The organism is Acidisoma sp. PAMC 29798, assembly GCF_030252425.1.
Taxonomy (GTDB): domain Bacteria; phylum Pseudomonadota; class Alphaproteobacteria; order Acetobacterales; family Acetobacteraceae; genus Acidisoma; species Acidisoma cladoniae.
On record NZ_CP126994.1, the window covers coordinates 3,416,665 to 3,431,939 of the forward strand.

General features: G+C 64.3%; 20 protein-coding genes. All 20 read left to right on the forward strand.

What is annotated here, in order from left to right:
• The first annotated feature begins 12 nt into the window (after window positions 1-12).
• The 20 genes from QP803_RS16450 to QP803_RS16545 all read left to right on the forward strand — a co-directional run bounded on the left by QP803_RS16450 (window position 13) and on the right by QP803_RS16545 (window position 15,269).
• Window positions 13-1,425, forward strand: a complete 1,413-nt coding sequence (locus QP803_RS16450) for a phage portal protein (protein WP_284944554.1) — start codon at window positions 13-15, stop codon at window positions 1,423-1,425.
• Window positions 1,412-1,822 carry a phage scaffolding protein gene (locus QP803_RS16455; RefSeq protein ID WP_284944555.1) on the forward strand — a complete coding sequence of 137 codons (411 nt, stop codon included), beginning with the start codon at window positions 1,412-1,414 and terminating at the stop codon, window positions 1,820-1,822. Before QP803_RS16450 ends, QP803_RS16455 begins: the two co-directional genes overlap by 14 nt.
• 49 nt (window positions 1,823-1,871) lie before the next feature.
• Window positions 1,872-3,194: a DUF4043 domain-containing protein gene (locus tag QP803_RS16460; protein ID WP_284944556.1), complete on the forward strand. Its 1,323-nt coding sequence runs from the start codon at window positions 1,872-1,874 to the stop codon at window positions 3,192-3,194.
• Between the two features lie 5 nt (window positions 3,195-3,199).
• Window positions 3,200-3,508, forward strand: a complete 309-nt coding sequence (locus QP803_RS16465) for a hypothetical protein (protein ID WP_284944557.1) — start codon at window positions 3,200-3,202, stop codon at window positions 3,506-3,508.
• Window positions 3,509-3,517: 9 nt separating this feature from the next.
• A complete protein-coding gene (locus QP803_RS16470; RefSeq protein WP_284944558.1) occupies window positions 3,518-3,895 on the forward strand; it encodes a hypothetical protein in 378 nt (125 codons plus the stop codon).
• Window positions 3,896-3,909: 14 nt separating this feature from the next.
• The gene (locus tag QP803_RS16475) at window positions 3,910-4,548 is read left to right on the forward strand and encodes a hypothetical protein (RefSeq protein WP_284944559.1); all 639 of its coding nucleotides are present in this window, start codon (window positions 3,910-3,912) and stop codon (window positions 4,546-4,548) included.
• Complete coding sequence (locus tag QP803_RS16480; RefSeq protein ID WP_284944560.1) at window positions 4,548-5,351, forward strand: hypothetical protein; 804 nt, start codon at window positions 4,548-4,550, stop codon at window positions 5,349-5,351. The genes QP803_RS16475 and QP803_RS16480 overlap by 1 nt, the downstream gene beginning before the upstream one ends.
• Window positions 5,352-5,374: 23 nt before the next feature.
• Window positions 5,375-6,922 carry a phage tail protein gene (locus QP803_RS16485; RefSeq protein WP_284944561.1) on the forward strand — a complete coding sequence of 516 codons (1,548 nt, stop codon included), beginning with the start codon at window positions 5,375-5,377 and terminating at the stop codon, window positions 6,920-6,922.
• A 12-nt stretch (window positions 6,923-6,934) separates the two neighbouring features.
• Window positions 6,935-7,366 (forward strand): hypothetical protein, encoded by a 432-nt coding sequence (locus tag QP803_RS16490; RefSeq protein WP_284944562.1) that lies wholly within the window; start codon window positions 6,935-6,937, stop codon window positions 7,364-7,366.
• Complete coding sequence (locus tag QP803_RS16495) at window positions 7,363-7,725, forward strand: hypothetical protein (protein ID WP_284944563.1); 363 nt, start codon at window positions 7,363-7,365, stop codon at window positions 7,723-7,725. The genes QP803_RS16490 and QP803_RS16495 overlap by 4 nt, the downstream gene beginning before the upstream one ends.
• Window positions 7,726-7,873: 148 nt before the next feature.
• A complete protein-coding gene (locus tag QP803_RS16500) occupies window positions 7,874-8,971 on the forward strand; it encodes a hypothetical protein (protein WP_284944564.1) in 1,098 nt (365 codons plus the stop codon).
• Window position 8,972: 1 nt separating this feature from the next.
• Window positions 8,973-9,707: a hypothetical protein gene (locus QP803_RS16505; protein WP_284944565.1), complete on the forward strand. Its 735-nt coding sequence runs from the start codon at window positions 8,973-8,975 to the stop codon at window positions 9,705-9,707.
• Window positions 9,708-9,709: 2 nt separating this feature from the next.
• Window positions 9,710-9,895 carry a hypothetical protein gene (locus tag QP803_RS16510; RefSeq protein ID WP_284944566.1) on the forward strand — a complete coding sequence of 62 codons (186 nt, stop codon included), beginning with the start codon at window positions 9,710-9,712 and terminating at the stop codon, window positions 9,893-9,895.
• Window positions 9,882-10,967 (forward strand): hypothetical protein, encoded by a 1,086-nt coding sequence (locus QP803_RS16515; RefSeq protein WP_284944567.1) that lies wholly within the window; start codon window positions 9,882-9,884, stop codon window positions 10,965-10,967. The genes QP803_RS16510 and QP803_RS16515 overlap by 14 nt, the downstream gene beginning before the upstream one ends.
• Window positions 10,968-10,979: 12 nt before the next feature.
• Entirely contained in the window at window positions 10,980-11,552 is a 573-nt protein-coding gene (locus QP803_RS16520; protein WP_284944568.1) for a phage baseplate assembly protein V, read from the forward strand.
• Between the two features lie 5 nt (window positions 11,553-11,557).
• A complete protein-coding gene (locus QP803_RS16525) occupies window positions 11,558-11,923 on the forward strand; it encodes a hypothetical protein (protein WP_284944569.1) in 366 nt (121 codons plus the stop codon).
• A 6-nt stretch (window positions 11,924-11,929) separates the two neighbouring features.
• Window positions 11,930-13,054 (forward strand): baseplate J/gp47 family protein, encoded by a 1,125-nt coding sequence (locus tag QP803_RS16530; protein WP_284944570.1) that lies wholly within the window; start codon window positions 11,930-11,932, stop codon window positions 13,052-13,054.
• Window positions 13,055-13,064: 10 nt separating this feature from the next.
• Window positions 13,065-13,739 carry a UCP028438 family phage-derived protein gene (locus QP803_RS16535; RefSeq protein ID WP_284944571.1) on the forward strand — a complete coding sequence of 225 codons (675 nt, stop codon included), beginning with the start codon at window positions 13,065-13,067 and terminating at the stop codon, window positions 13,737-13,739.
• Between the two features lie 9 nt (window positions 13,740-13,748).
• Window positions 13,749-14,990, forward strand: a complete 1,242-nt coding sequence (locus QP803_RS16540; RefSeq protein WP_284944572.1) for a glycine-rich domain-containing protein — start codon at window positions 13,749-13,751, stop codon at window positions 14,988-14,990.
• A gap of 3 nt (window positions 14,991-14,993) precedes the next feature.
• Entirely contained in the window at window positions 14,994-15,269 is a 276-nt protein-coding gene (locus QP803_RS16545; RefSeq protein ID WP_284944573.1) for a hypothetical protein, read from the forward strand.
• The last annotated feature ends 6 nt before the right edge of the window (window positions 15,270-15,275 follow it).

The following is a 15,275-nucleotide window of genomic DNA, read 5'->3' on the forward strand; positions in this document are numbered from 1 at the left end:
AGGGAGCCGATAATGTTCGACGCGATCCGCGCGCTGATACCGCGCGACGCTGATTATCCGGCCCGCGTCGGCACACTCGATGTTTTGCGCCGCATTCTCAACGGCACCCTGTACGATGTGTTGCCCTACCAATTCCGCGAGGAGCGCGGCGCTGGCGGTGAATACATTCCCATCCGTCAGCGGCGCCCCTCGATCCGCTACGCCCTCTGTCGCACCGTGGTGGAAGACAGCGTCGCCTTGCTCTTCAGCGAAGGCCATTTCCCAACCGTGGAATGCGCCGATCCTGCAACGCGCAGCTTCGTCGCCGATCTCATGGTCGATGCCGGGCTGAACGGGGTGATGATCGACGCCGCTTTGCGCGGCGCGGTGGGTTCGGTCGCGCTGCTGTTGCGTATCCTGAAGACCCGCGTCTTCGTCTCGGCGCTCGACACCATCTTCCTCACGCCCACATGGCGATCAGACGCGCCCGACACACTGGCGGCGGTGACGGAACAATATAAAGTGCGTGGTGCCGATCTCGCGGCCCAAGGCTATGACATCGCCGAGCCTGCTGCGGACTACTGGTTCATGCGGCGGTGGGACGGCGATGCCGAAACCTGGTTCCTACCCTGGGCGGTGGGTTTGGCAATGTCGGCCGAGCCCGAAATCGATGCCGCGCGCACGCTGCGGCATGGCTTGGGCTTCGTCCCGATCGTTTGGATTCGCAACCTGCCCGGTGGCGACGGCATCGATGGCGCCTGCACCTTCCGCGCCGCGATCGAGACCAGCATCGAAATCGACTACCAACTCTCCCAGGCCGGTCGTGGCCTCACGTATAGTTCTGACCCAACCCTACTGATCAAGGAGCCGGCAACCACCGACCGGGAGATCATCAAGGGCGCCGGCAATGCCCTTGTCGTCAGCAAGGATGGTGACGCCCGGCTGCTGGAGATCGGCGGCACGGCGGCCAATGCGGTCATCGACTACGTCAGGGTCTTGCGCGAACTGGCGCTGGAAAGTGTCCATGGCAACCGCTCCAGCGCGGACCGCATCGCCGCCGCGCAATCCGGCCGCGCCCTGGAGTTGATGAACCAAGGCCTCATCTGGCTCGCCGACAACCTTCGCATTTCTTACGGCCAGAACGGCCTGCTTCCGCTGATCCGCATGATTATCGCGGCGGCCGAACGCTATCCCCTCACGGTGCTCGGCAAGCCGGTGCCGGCGATGGACCGTGGCGCGCGACTGTCACTCGATTGGCCACGCTGGTATCCGCCAAGCGCCGCCGACCAACTCGCCGAAGCGCAAACGCTGTCGACGCTTGCGGCCGCCGGCCAGATCAGCCGCGAGACCGCAATCCGCACCATCGCCGACAGCTACGGCATTCAGGATGTCGCGGCAGAACTCGACCGGATCACAAAGGAACACGCTTCGGATGACCATTCCTGAACCCGGCCCCGCACCGGCAGCCGCCGAGACGCTCGATTCCCTGCGCGAGCGAGCGGCGCAACTGGAACAGCAGGTCCGCAGTTTGAGCGAACAATCTCGCACACAATTGCTGATGGCGGAACTGAAGACCGAAGCGGTGCGCGCCGGCATCGTCGATCTCGACGGGCTGCGCCTGGTCGACACGACAACCCTTCAGGTCAATGAGCGCGGCGAGGTCACCGGCGCATCGGCGTTGATGGAGCATTTCAAACGCCAAAAGCCGTGGCTTTTCGGCAGTGCCTCCAGCTCACCCACGGCCGCTCCGCCCCCGTCCCAACCGGCCCGCAGGAAGCAGGCAGTCGATATGAGCCACGACGAATATCGCGCCGCCCGCGCGGCGCTGCTTCGGCGCGTGTGACACCGTGTCCGTCATCCGCTTCACCATTGAAGAATAAACGAGGATCGTGATGGGCATTGAAAATTTTCCCCTGGCCTTGCAGCCGATCATTCAGGAGGGCTTTCTGGAGCGCGAGTTCCAGCAGGCGCTCCGATCCCGCCTCGGCTATCGCGCCGTCGCGGATCGGGAAGATATTTCCGTCGGCATCGGTGAGACGCTCACAAAGACGCGCGCCGGCCTCAAGCCGAGCGTGACGACCCCGCTCTCCCCCGCTGCCAACACCAACCTCGATAATGGCCTCACGCCCTCCGGTTGGGGCATCGAGCAATATACCCTCACGCTCAACTTCTATGCCGCGACCGCCGATCTGAACATGGTGACCAGCCGCGTCGGCATCGCCAACCAGTTCCTGCAAAACGCCTATACCAATGGTGAGCAGGCGGCGCGCAGCCTGGATGAGCTGGCAAGGAACGCACTGTTCCAGGCGTATTTCGGCGGCAATACCCGTGTAACCGCCACGTTGTCGGCCGCCGGGCCGACGATCCTGGTCGATGACGTGCGCGGCTTCCAGACCGTCTTTGTCAACGGCGTGCAAGTTCCCGTCTCCTCCGCCAATCCGCTGGCGGTGACCGTGGGCGCGGATATCTATACGCTGAGCGCGGTGACGACGGACACGGTCAGCCTATCCTCGACGCCGAATGGCGCTTCCGGCAGCCTGATCTTCACCACCAGCGTCGCGGTGGCTGACGGCACCATCGGCATGACCGTTCAGGCGGCCACCGCAAGCGCCATCCTGCGGCCGGGTGGGCGGACCAATACCGCCCTGCTGCAGCCCAATGACAGCCTGACGATGGGTAATCTTCTCGATGCCGTCGCGACCTTGCGCAAGAATGCCGTGCCGGAGATCGATGGCGTCTATAATTGCTACCTCGACCCGGTTTCGTCGCGTCAGCTTTTCGCCGATCCCGACTTCAAGACTCTGTTCACCGGCGCCACATCAGGCAATGCCGTCTTTCATGATGGCATGGTCAATGACTTCCTCGGGCTGCGCTTTATTCCCACCACCGAGGCCTTCGTGCAGGCACATCCGACGATCGCCGGCCTCGCCGTGCGTCGCCCGATCATCTGCGGCCAAGGCGCGCTCATCGAAGGCGATTTCGCCGGCATCGGCGCAGATGATGTGGCACCGAAGGACTCCATCGTGACCATCGTCGATCAGGTGGCCATGGTGACGCGGGAACCGATCGATCGCTTGCAGCAGATCATCGCCCAAAGCTGGTATTGGATCGGCGGCTTCTGCGCGCCGTCCGATACCACCACAACGCCCTTGACCGTGCCGACCGCGACCAACGCCGCCTATAAGCGCGCGGTGATGGTCGAGCATGCAGGCTGACGCGAATGGCAAGCGGCAGCATCTCCGCCTTCAATCCTGAAGGCACAGTCTCGGTCGCGGCTGGCACGACCAGTCAGGCGGCATCTCTTCCCGGCACCGGCCCATCCCTCCTCGTCTATAACAGCACGACCGCCATCGCCTATCTTCGCCTTGGTGCGACGACAAGTCTCACCGCGACAAGCAGCGATTTGCCGATACCGGCGGGTAGCCAGATGCTGTTGAGCGTGAGTACGACCGTGACGGCAGCGGCCGTTGTGCTGTCTACGGCAAGTGGGCGCGTCTACCTCACCCGCGGCTCGGGCTCGGTATACTAGGAAACGACGATGAGTTTCACGGATGCGCAGCGCACGGATATTCGCCGTTTTTGCGGCTATCCAGCGTATGGCGCGGGTGCCAGCGGTTTCCAGGGCTGGCGATTTTTTCAGGCCTACGGGTTGTTGGAATATCGACTGAACAACCTGTCCGCGGCTGAAGAAGCGGTCGCGCTGCAATATGTCGTGACCTTACAAAATCTCGAAATGGCGGTGCCGAACGCCGCGGAGAATCTTGATACGGACCAGGCCGCGGTCTGGACTCGCAACCGTGATGAGCCGCGAGACCGGGCCGCCTTATTCGACGATTGGCGCCGCCGGCTATGCGCTTTTCTCGGCATTCCTCCAGGTCCGGCCGTCGCCGATCCTGGAATTACCTTGGTTGTGTGATGGACGCAGCGCGCTTGAATGATCGCGTCGCCCGCGGATTGGGGCAGGCGGCACTCCGGATTGGGGACCCCTATGACGCATACCGACCCTGCGGGCCCCTCGCCCCGCTCGCGCGGACGAATTTTGTGGTGCAGCTCGCGGTCGCCTTCCATGGCGAGGATCGCGATTGGCATCGCAGCGCACGGTACGGCCAACCGCTGTGGTTCGCCATTTGCGATAATGCCTATACCTGCCCTGGCGACTATCTGGTGGGTCCGCTCGGCACTTTCTTTGTCGCGGCGCAACCGCCACTGCTACCCACCGTCTGTGTGCAGACAAATCGCCTGCTGCGCGTGACGCGGGCGGGTGGCGCGCGTGCACCGGGCATCAACGCTTATGGCGGCGTCCAGCAAGGTGAGCAGGATCTGCTCCTCGATGCTTGGCCCGCAAGCGTGCTCGCCGCCGGTGGCGGCAGTGGCCACGGCGGACCTTTGCCTGGACAACCGGGGCCGCCGAGCATGACCGTGCTGCTGCCCGCATTGCGGGGGAAGCAAGCCCTGGAACTTCGTCAGGGCGATCTGATCACCGATGAGGCGGGGTCTGTGTCCGTCGTCTCCAGCGTCGAGCTCAGCCCACTTGGTTGGCGCCTCAATGCCGTCGAAGCGGTGGTGTGATGGCCGATCAATCCGACGTCGAAACCGCAATCGTCACCGCCGTCGCCACAGCTCTCGCCGGCGGGTCGGTTCCGAACCGCGTCTATCGCGGTTGGCCGACGACAGCCGCCCTGAGCGAAGATCTTGCCGTCGGCATCGTCAATGTCAGCGTCTTTCCCGCCGACAACCCGCGCGATACGACACGCTACCCGGCGACATGGCGGGTGATCAAGACCACCACGCCGACCATGTCCGTCACTGTCGCGGGCGCCACGATCACCTTCACCGGCACGCCGGCCGCAGGCCAGATGGCGGGCGCAGCCGTAGACGGCGCAACCTTCGTCTATCTTGTGCAGGCGGGCGATACCACGGCCCTGGTCGCCGCAAGCCTCGCGGCCCAGCTCATTGCCAGCGGGTGGATCGTGCAGGTCGCCGATGCCACGGTCACCATCCCCGCCGCGTTTCGCTTGGCCGCGCGTGTCGAGCAAGCACAAACTGCCTACCGCGAGACACGGCGACAAATGCAGACCTTTCGCGTCAGCTGCTGGTGCCCGGGGCCTGCGCCGCGTGACCTGGTGGCGGGGATGATCGATTCGGCCATGGCCGATACCGCGTTCCTCCCGCTGGTTGACGGCACATCGGCGCGGATCACGGCCGCCGGCGGCGCCACCATCGACCAAAGTGAAAACGCGACCCTTTATCGCCGCGACCTTCTCTACGCCGCAGACTACCCCACGATCGTCACCGCCGCATTGCCGGCCATGCTGTTCGGTATTGGCACTCTCACCAGCCCCGCCGGAACGCTCGCGCCCCTTCTCGGCTGATCCGTGTTTTCGAAGGAAACATCATGCCCATTGTCCAACAGGGGTCTATCAACACCACCGCCCTTGTGGTGCCCGACCTCTATGTGCAGATCGTGCCACCGCAAACGCTTCTGCTCAACGGCGTGCCGACCGACATCCTCGGCATCGTCGGCAGTGCAAGCTGGGGCCCTGTCGGGCTGCCGGTGACCATCGGCACCATGGCGCAATACGCGGCGGCCTTCGGCCCGGTGATGCCCAGGGCCTTCGATCTCGGCACCCCGATCGCGACTGCGGTGCAGCAGGGCGCGCAGAACTTCCGCTGTGTCCGGGTGACGGATGGCACCGACACGCCCGCGAGCCTGACGTTGCAGACGGCCATCACTTTGACGGCGCGTTACACCGGCAGCCTGGGCAGTGGCATTTCCGTTGTGCTGTCCACGGGATCGAAAGCCAATACCTGGCGCATCACGGTCGCACTCTCCGCCTCCACGCCCGAGATTTTTGACAATATCGCGGGGACGGGTGCGGCGCTGTGGCAAGCGATTGTCAGTGCCATCAACATCGGCAACGGCGCGTTGCGCGGCGCATCCCAGACCGTGGTCGCGAGCTATGCCGGCGGTACGGCGGTCCCAGTCGCTGGCAGCTTCACCTTCACCACCGGCACGCCCGGCACAGATGGCGCAAGCGGGGTCACAGCAGCCACACTGATCGGCAGCGATTCCGTGCCCCGCGCTGGCATGTATGCCTTGCGCGGACAAGGCTGCTCAGTCGCTTTGCTCTCGGACGCGACCGACGTGACGCAGTATACGACGCAGGCGGAGTTCGGACTCTCCGAAGGCATCTACATGATCCTGGCGGGTCCCGCCGGTGACACCACCGCCAACGCTGTTGCGACCAAGGCCTCCGCCGGGCTGGACAGCTATGCTGCGAAGCTGATGTTCGGCGACTGGCTCTATTGGAATGATCAAACCAACGCGATGCTGCGGCTGGTCTCTCCGCAAGGTTTCGCGGCCCGTCGATTGGTCAATCTCTCGCCTGAGCAGTCGAGCCTAAACAAGCAGCTCTATAGCATCGCGGGCAGCCAGCGCAGCGGATCGGTCGCCTCCGGCCAGTCCAGCACCTATGCGACCGCCGATCTGCAGGCTCTGTTTCAAGCCGGCATCGACGTCATCTGCAATCCGCAGCCCGGCGGCACCTATTGGGGGGTGCGTTGCGGTCACAACTCCTCCTCCAACGCGGCCGTGAATGGCGACAACTACACGCGGCTCACCAATTACATCGCCGCGACCCTCAGTGCGGGGATGGGCGTCTATGTCGGTTCCGTCATCAACAGCACGCTGTTCCAGAACATCCGGGCCACTCTGCTCTCCTTCCTGCAAGCCATGCTCGGTGAAGGTCTGCTCGGCAGTACCGACGGCAGCCAACCCTTTGCCGTGATCTGCGACACCACCAATAACCCGCAGACCCGAACGGCGCTCGGCTATGTGCAGGCCGATGTACAGGTGCAGTTCCAGGGCATCAACGAGAAGTTCATCGTCAATGTCGAAGGTGGCCAGACCGTGCAGGTCAGTCACCAGACCTTGACCAGTTAAGGAGCGCGGGTCATGCCCCTCAATACCTTCTCGATCGGCAAGGACTGCCAGGTCGTCGTGCTCGGTCCTTTCGGTCGCGTCGATCTGGAACATGTCACCGGCTTTGAAAGTCGGCAGATCACCGCATCGGTTCGTGTCGACCGCATGGACGGTACGATGCTTGGCGCCGAACTGCCTAAAGGCTGGGACGGATCCTTCGATATCGAACGCGGCTCCTCCGCCGTCGACGATTTGCTTGCGCAAATCGAGCAGACCTATCTCTCCGGTGGCAGTGTCGCGCCGGGCACGCTCTATCAATATGTCGATGAGGTCGATGGCTCAACCTCGACTTATCAATACAATAGCGTCGTCTTCAAGCTGACGTCATCGGGTCTGTATAAGGGTGATGCCAGCGTCAAGCAGAAGCTGGAATTCTACGCGACCAGCCGAAGCCGCGTCTCATGACACGACCCTCCGTTCTGCTCAACGGCATTGCCTCTACAACCGATGAGATTACCGACAGCGACGGACGGCATCTGACCCTTCGCCGGATGCATGCGCTGGACAAGCTGCGCCTGTTCAAAGCCGTGGGACCTGAACTCGCGCAGAACCAACCTTATCTCGGTCTGGCGCTTCTCGCTTGCTCCGTCACCGCCATCGATGGCGTGCCGGTGCCGGTTCCGATAACCGAGGCACAGATCGAAGCCCTGGTCGCACGCCTTGGCGATGCGGGCATGACGGCCGTGGCCGCCTTCCTTGAACCTCCGCCGGCCGATGACGCGGTGCGGACCCAGTCGGGAAACTCAGCCGGCACCCCGATCTGATCGATTGCCTGTTCCTGCTGCGGAACGGTGTGCCATTCGACATTGCCTTCAGCCTGCCGCCGATCGAGCGGTTGGCCTTCATCGTCGCCCTCGGCGAACTCGACGGACGCCAGTTCGACTGGCGCGACTTCACCTGGAAGGAGTGAGCGTGGACAAAGTTCAATCCATCGGTATCGCGCTTCTGCTCGACAATGGCGTCGCCGAAGGGCTGCGGCAGATCAGCCGGGACATGGCGCTGTTCGGGCAGCTCATGGATGATACGGCCGCGCGCATGGGCCGATTGGCGCAGCGGCAGCTCGCCCCGATCATGATGCGACAGGCCGTGCAAGAGTCTCAGCGTCTCTCTCTTGCCGAGAGCCCCGTATTCGCCCGCTCGCCACAGCCCACCGCGAACATGCGACCGGAGCAAAGTCGCGCTGTCGCGCCGAAACTGCCGGAGAAGCCGCAATCCGCCGCACCGCGCTTGATCGCGCAAAACACCGATCCATCACCGCCGGTGCGGCCGGTCTCGGCGCCGAATGCGCCCGTCCTGGCCAAGACCGCCCTCCTCCGCAGCGCCGCGCCGCCCGCGCCGGCGCCGAAGACCACAGCGGTTGCAACCGTGGCGCCGCCACCGAAGACGACCCCCATCGTCACAAAAACCGTGGCGCCACCCGCACGCGCTTTGGCACCTCGGACACCGCTTGCAGCTTCCTTGCCCACCCTCGTCGCGACGCCAGCCGCCCTGCCGCCCGCCGCCAGGCCAGCGGCCGCACCGCGTATCACTATTGCGCTATCAAGCTCAGCCGCGCCCATCGCGGCGCCCGTCCCGCCATTGCTCGCTCAAGCCGCAACGTCACGGATGGCGGCCCCGCGTATGACGCCGACAGCGTCACAACCGCCGACGCCAACTCAGCCGAGCACGCCCGCGCCGGGTCCCGTCACCGCCTCTTCGCAGGCACCCCGTGCGCCACGCGCCTTGGCGTCTGTGCCCTTTGCGCCGGTGCCTCCGACCTCCGGCGCGGATCGCCCAAGCGACGCGACCCGCCTTGACCGAACAATCGCAACGGCGCCTGAGCCCCAAAACACGACCTCAGCCGACGGACAGGCTGCGGTGGCCTCGCTGCAAGGAGACGTGATGCTCGACGGCATGAAGGTCGGGCGTTGGATCTCCGGCATGATGGCGCGCGAAGCGACCCGACCGCCGACTTCGGCCCGTGGTTTCAACACACGCATGGCACCGGCTTGGCCGGGCACACCGCTTTAGCATGACCACGATCGTGACTTTGGGCGGCATGACGCTCGAGTCTTTCGAGGTTCCCGCGACCATCAGTTTCGGCGGCAGCCAGCGTATGGCGGTGCATGACTTGCCGGGTGGCGGCCGGGTGATTGATGTGTTGGGCGCGGTGTCCGCCGACATCACTTTCGCCGGGATCATCTCAGGGTCGGATGCCGAAACACGCGTCTCCCTCATCGACACCATGCGTATCTCAGGCGCCGCGCTGGTTTTGGGGTGGGATGCGCAATATTGCACGGTCATCCTGCGTGAGGCCGTCTTTGAGTGCGAGAAACCCTGGTGGATTCCTTATCGGCTGCGCTGCGTCGTTCAGAACACGGCTGTGTTCGCAGCCGCAATCGCATCGGCCGCCGCGAGCATCACGGCGGATCTCGCCACGGCCGCCGGCGTGCTGGGCGGCCTGCCGATTTCCCTTGACGCCGCAAATGCTGCCCTGGCCGTTACCGGCGCCACCACTTTCGGCACAGCCGCCTATGCGCAAAGCGTCGTTGCCCTGACATCGGCTCAAGCTGCCGTCTCCACTTCCCTCACCAGCATCGGCGCGCCGCTTTCAGGATTAGGTCTTGGCTTGGGTGGTAACGACACAAGTGCGATGGTCGCCGCCATGACCGCAGCCACGACCACCGCAGGATCCTTGGCGGCACTGGCCTCGGCGCAAGGGTCGATAGGAAGCGCCTGTTCTGATTTGCAAACAATCGGAGCGTGAGGATGGCGCAAGTGACCGTCGCCGGCGGCGACCTGTATCACATCGCCGCCGCATTGCTGGGTGACGCTACGCAGTGGATTCGCATTGCGCAGATGAACGGCTTGTCCGATCCCTATCTCTACGGCGTGACGATCCTCACGCTGCCAGCGGTCAATCCCACGGCCGGAGGCGGCATTGCCGAGCAGTGACCTTGCAACTGCGCGCGGCGTCTTCCTGCGTCTGCTGATCGACGGACTGCCGGTCGAAGGCGCGATCGAGGCCGAGGTGACAGCGAGCGACCATCAGGCCGCCGACCATTTCAGGATCACGCTGGCCCTCGGCGTTGACCCGATCTTCACGGCCGCGACTTTCGCTAGTCTGACCCAGGCGAATGCCGAAATCCTGGTCGGTCTGGCGCCCCCTGGCGCGCCGGCCGCCGCTGCTCTTTGGCAAAGTCTGATTCTCGGGCCCATCGACGACATCGCCATCGATGTGCCTCAACGCAGCGTGGCGCTGAGCGGGCGGGATCTCAGCGCGCTGTTCATCGACGCGCTGACGGCGGAGACATTCTCGAACAACACTGCGAGCGAGATTGCGCAGACGCTCGCGGTGCGTCATGGCATGATACCCGCCATTACGCCGACGACGACGCCGATCGGTCGCTATTACCAGGCTGGGCAGGACCTCTCCTCCCTCTACCAGTCCAGCCGCACCGTGACGGAATGGGATTTGCTCGTGACGCTCGCCGCGCGCGAGGGTTTCGACCTCTACGTTCAGAACGAAACCTTGTTTTTCGCGCCTCCACTGGCCGCGACACTGCCTGAAATTTGGCAGTGGGGCGGCGCTGCTTTGATCGATCTTCGGCTCAATCGCACCCTCGCGTTCGCGCGCGACATCAGCGTGACGGTTCAAAGTTGGAACAGCAAGCAGGCGACGATGATTACACAAACTGTACGCGCATCGCATGAGGTGGTGAAAGCCTCCAGCACCGCGACGTCTTCGGCCGCGACCACGACCTATGTGCTGGTGCGGCCCAATCTGACGGCGGCGCAAGCGCTCACCCTCGCGACCCAGACGCTTTCCGACCTCAGTCGCCATGAGCGCGTGGCCACCGCCACGATGGTCGGAGACCTGACACTCGCACCACGGTCCGCGATTCTGCTTGCGGGCACGGACACGGCCTTCGATCAGCTCTATATCGTCGATGAAATTACCCGCCACATTTCCACGCGCGACGGCTTCACGCAGACCGTGCGCGCCGTCAATCGCCCGTCGATGTAAGCGGAAGCGATGATGATGGAAGGATGGCTCAACGCCATGCGGGCGCAGGCTGCGGTCATGGCCGGGGCCATTGGCCAAGTCCGCTGCGGTATCGTCCAAAATGTCGATCCATCGACCTATTGCGCAAAGGTGAGCCTGCAACCGGAAGACGTACTGACCGGCTGGCTGCCGATCGCGTCCGCCTGGGTCGGCGCCGGCTGGGGGCTCGTCACGCCGCCGACGCCGGGCCAGCAGGTTCTGGTGCTGGCGCAAGAAGGCCATGCCGAACACGGCTTGATCATCGGCGGCCTATTTTCCATCGCCGCCAAACCGCCGCAAGCACCCACGGGAGAGCTTTGGATGGTGCATGCCACTGGCAGCTTCCTGAAGCTACAAAATGACGGCAGCATCGCGGGTCATGCGACTGTCTGGACGCTGACAGGTGATATTCACCTCACGGGAAACCTCGTCGCCAGCGGCGATATTTCTGACAAGGGCGGTGCCCACGGTACGCTCGATCATTTCCGCACGATCTATGATGTCCATGTTCATCCGAATGTAGCGAACGGACCGGGCGATACCGGGCTGCCAATACAACAGGCTTAGGTCAGATGTCCGATCTCAACCATACATTCGACGGTGATCTCAGCGTGAGTGCCGGCGGAGATCTGGCTTTGGCATCTGGAAGTTTGCTCGGTCAACAGCGTGTGCTGCGGCGCCTGTTAACCAATCCTGGAGACTATATTTGGCATCTGAGCTATGGTGCGGGCTTGCCCGCCCAAATTGGCACACCCGCGAGCGCCGCCACCATTCGCGGTGTCGTACGCAACCAGATTTTCAACGAGCCACTCGTCGCAGCGGATCCGGCGCCCGTCATCACGGTGCAGACGACCGACAACTACGTATCGCTCCAGATCAGCTATAGCGATGCCGTCGCCACCCAAACGCAGACGCTCGCGATAACGCTCACAGCGTGAGGCATTATGCAGATCTCGCTTCAGAATTTCTCGACGCTCGTCACGTCGATGGCAACGGCGGTGCAAGGCAGCGCCGCGCAATTGGTGAATTTCACCACTGGCTCAGTCTTGAATGCCATTATCGAAGCGAATGCCTCCGTCGCACTGTGGCTACAGTGGCTGATCCTGCAGGTGCTGCAATGCACACGCCTCGCCACCAGCAACGGCACGGATGTGGATAGCTTCGGCGCTGATTTCGGCATGACGCGATTGGCGGCCGTGGCCGCGCAAGGTGCCGTCACCTTCAGTCGCTTCACCCCGAGCATGGCCGCACTGGTGCCGACTGGCGTCATCGTCACGACAAGTGATGGCGCAACACGCTTTGCCGTCTCGACAGACACGACGAATGCCGCCTGGAATACGGTGCAGGGTGGCTATTTGCTGGGCATCGGCGTTGCAGGCGTCACCGTGCCTGTCTCGGCTTTGGTGGCGGGCAGTGCCGGCAATGTGGTTGCGGGCACAATCGGACTGATCGCGTCCGCGCTACCCGGTATCGATACCGTGACCAACGCCCTGCCGCTCGCCGGCGGTCTGGATGCCGAGACCGACACGGCCTTTCGTATCCGCTTCCAAAGCTTCATGGATAGCCGCACGCGGGCGACCGTGCAGGCCGTGGTCTTTGCCGCAACCGGCGTTCAGCAAGGCTTGAACTGCACGGTTCAGGAAAACACCAATGGCGGAGGCGGCTTCGTGCCAGGCCAGTTCCTGGTAACAATCGATGATGGCTCGGGGGCGCCACCCGCCGCCGTGTTGACATCTGTCCAGGCCGCGGTGGATGCCGTACGACCGATCGGCACCATCTTCGCGGTCAGTGCGCCCATACCGGTGCTTGCCAATATCGCGGTCACGCTCGGCCTGGCTACAGGCACGGATAGCGCCACCGCAATTGCGAGTGTGAACACTGCCATCTCGAGTTTTGTCGAATCTCTGGCGGTGGGTGCCAGCTTGCCATACACGCGCCTCGCCCAACTGGCCTATGACGCGAGCGCCAGCGTCACCAACGTCACCGGGCTGACGCTGCAAGGGGGCACCAGCGATCTGAGCGCGGGTCCAGGGTCCGTCATCAAGCTCGGCTCGCTCGCGGTGGGTTGAGGACACATCGATGATCGGCGATCAGAACGACATGATGGCGCGGCTGCGTGCCGTGCTGCCCACCGGCTGGTTTCCCGACGAAACCCCGGTCTTGAACGGCGTGCTCAGCGGTCTCGCCGTGAGCTGGGCCTGGCTTTACCGCGTGATTGGCTATGCCATGTCCCAAACCCGGCTAGCGACCGCGACGGATGGCTGGCTCGATCTGATCGCGCGTGATTTCGGCGGCGCGCGATGGGCACGCGAACCGGCCGAGCTCGATGCCGCCTTTCGCACCCGGGTCGGTCGCAACCTGCGGCGCCTGCGTGGTACCCGCGCGGCGGTAGTCGGCGCCCTCACGGATCTCACAGGCCGCGTGCCGATTGTCTTCGAACCCGCCTATCCGCCGGATACCGGTGGCTGGGGCAGCGCGGGCCTGGGCTTTAACAGCCTGGGCGGATGGGGCAGCCTCACCTTGCCCTATCAATGTTTTATCACCGCCTACCGGCCCACCGGCGGCGGCATCGCCAATACCGGCGGCTATGGCGGTGACGGCACAACCGCAGCGCTCGGCGGCTGGAACGCGGGCGCGTTGCAATGGGGCAATCTCGACATGATCGAGGGCCGGGTCACTGACGCGCAGATCTACGCCGGCATCGCGGATGCCATGCCCACGGCGGCCATCGCCTGGACCACCATCTCCAACTGAGGACGGCTCATGGATCGGCAGATCGTCTATCCCGCGTCCATTCCTCTGGACACGGATTTCCTGTCGCTGAACCGCGACACGCTGGTGGCGATCGGCGCCCTGGCGCAAGCGACGCTGGGTAGCGGCGTCGTGGCGGATGGGCTTGCCTGTCAACCGACCTCGCCCGCCTCCCTCGCGGTTACCGTTGGCGCCGGGTCGATCACACAACTCGGCGCGCTCGACAGCGTGAGTTACGGGTCGCTGGCTGCGGATACCGTGTCCCAGATCGTCAAAATGGGCATCAACCTGGCGCCCACGCGCTTCACGCTGACGTCACCTGCGATTTCTGGGCAGAGCATCATCTACCTCATCGAGGCGAGCTTCGTGGAGCAGGACACCACCGCCGTGGTGTTGCCCTATGTGAACGCCGCCAATCCTTCGATGCCGTATTCCGGCCCGGCAAATTCAGGCGCTGCACAGAATACGCAAAGGCTTGAACGGGTTCAGCTTCAGCTCAAGACGGGGGCTGCCGCGAATACCGGCACGCAGACGCCGCCCCCGGTCGATGCCGGATGGGTCGGGCTTCATCTGATCACCGTCAACTATGGCCAGACGGCCATCACCTCCGGGTCCCTGGCGCTTTATCCCGGCTCACCCTTGATCCAATTCAAAGTGCCGACACTCACGCCGGGCTTTTCCCGCCGCCTCGTGCTGGGCGCCACCACCACCTTCACCGTGCCTGTCGGCGTGACGATCATGCGGGCGACGGTGGTGGGCGGCGGCGGCGGCGGCGGCGGCACGAATGGGGCCTATGGCGCGGCCGGCGGCGGTGCCGGCGGCTTCGCCTCGGGCACCTTCAGCGTGACCCCCGGCAGCGCCATCGCAGTCACGGTCGGCGTCGGTGGCGCCTCCGGCCTGATAGCAGCGTCAGGCGGCAATGGCGGCACCTCAAGCTTCGGGGCCTTCTGCAGCGCCACCGGCGGCCAAGGCGGCCAGTTCGTCAGCACCACGGATACGTTCGGCGGTGGTGGCGGCACCGGCAGCGGCGGCGATCTGATCGGCAGCGGCGGCTATGGCGCGGACGGCCAGAACGGCAGCACCATCTTGGCGGGGAATGGCGGTGCCAGCCTGCTGGGCGGCGGCGGCCGCGCTTCGGCCGGCAGTACCGTCGCGGTCGGCGGCCAGGCCCCAGGGTCCGGCGGCGGCGGCACCTACAACGCCAATGGCAACGGTGGCCCCGGCGCTACCGGCATCGTCATCCTGGAGTATTGAGCCATGGCACCGAACGCCCCGCGCAGCTTCGCCCTTCTTCAAAACGGTGTGGTCCATGAGATCATCCGGACGGAGACCGCCATCGGCGATCTGTTCCACGCGGGCCTGACCCTGATCGAGGTCACCGCTGAGATCGCCGTTGGCTGGCATTGGACAGGCAGTGCCTTCCTGCCGCCCGTGCCAGTGGCGCCCAGACTCCCAGCACCGTCACCGCTCGATCTGCTCCGCGATGAGGTGCAGGCCTTGCGCCTGCGCGTGGATGCACGCGGCGCCTCCTGAGCAACA

Excerpts from the sequence above, each read along its gene's own strand:
- QP803_RS16450 (WP_284944554.1), top strand. The coding sequence starts at position 13 with ATGTTCGACGCGATCCGCGCGCTGATACCGCGCGACGCTGATTATCCG.
- QP803_RS16455 (WP_284944555.1), top strand. The coding sequence starts at position 1,412 with ATGACCATTCCTGAACCCGGCCCCGCACCGGCAGCCGCCGAGACGCTC.
- QP803_RS16460 (WP_284944556.1), top strand. The coding sequence starts at position 1,872 with ATGGGCATTGAAAATTTTCCCCTGGCCTTGCAGCCGATCATTCAGGAG.
- QP803_RS16465 (WP_284944557.1), top strand. The coding sequence starts at position 3,200 with ATGGCAAGCGGCAGCATCTCCGCCTTCAATCCTGAAGGCACAGTCTCG.
- QP803_RS16470 (WP_284944558.1), top strand. The coding sequence starts at position 3,518 with ATGAGTTTCACGGATGCGCAGCGCACGGATATTCGCCGTTTTTGCGGC.
- QP803_RS16480 (WP_284944560.1), top strand. The coding sequence starts at position 4,548 with ATGGCCGATCAATCCGACGTCGAAACCGCAATCGTCACCGCCGTCGCC.
- QP803_RS16485 (WP_284944561.1), top strand. The coding sequence starts at position 5,375 with ATGCCCATTGTCCAACAGGGGTCTATCAACACCACCGCCCTTGTGGTG.
- QP803_RS16490 (WP_284944562.1), top strand. The coding sequence starts at position 6,935 with ATGCCCCTCAATACCTTCTCGATCGGCAAGGACTGCCAGGTCGTCGTG.
- QP803_RS16495 (WP_284944563.1), top strand. The coding sequence starts at position 7,363 with ATGACACGACCCTCCGTTCTGCTCAACGGCATTGCCTCTACAACCGAT.
- QP803_RS16505 (WP_284944565.1), top strand. The coding sequence starts at position 8,973 with ATGACCACGATCGTGACTTTGGGCGGCATGACGCTCGAGTCTTTCGAG.
- QP803_RS16510 (WP_284944566.1), top strand. The coding sequence starts at position 9,710 with ATGGCGCAAGTGACCGTCGCCGGCGGCGACCTGTATCACATCGCCGCC.
- QP803_RS16520 (WP_284944568.1), top strand. The coding sequence starts at position 10,980 with ATGATGGAAGGATGGCTCAACGCCATGCGGGCGCAGGCTGCGGTCATG.
- QP803_RS16525 (WP_284944569.1), top strand. The coding sequence starts at position 11,558 with ATGTCCGATCTCAACCATACATTCGACGGTGATCTCAGCGTGAGTGCC.
- QP803_RS16530 (WP_284944570.1), top strand. The coding sequence starts at position 11,930 with ATGCAGATCTCGCTTCAGAATTTCTCGACGCTCGTCACGTCGATGGCA.
- QP803_RS16535 (WP_284944571.1), top strand. The coding sequence starts at position 13,065 with ATGATCGGCGATCAGAACGACATGATGGCGCGGCTGCGTGCCGTGCTG.
- QP803_RS16540 (WP_284944572.1), top strand. The coding sequence starts at position 13,749 with ATGGATCGGCAGATCGTCTATCCCGCGTCCATTCCTCTGGACACGGAT.
- QP803_RS16545 (WP_284944573.1), top strand. The coding sequence starts at position 14,994 with ATGGCACCGAACGCCCCGCGCAGCTTCGCCCTTCTTCAAAACGGTGTG.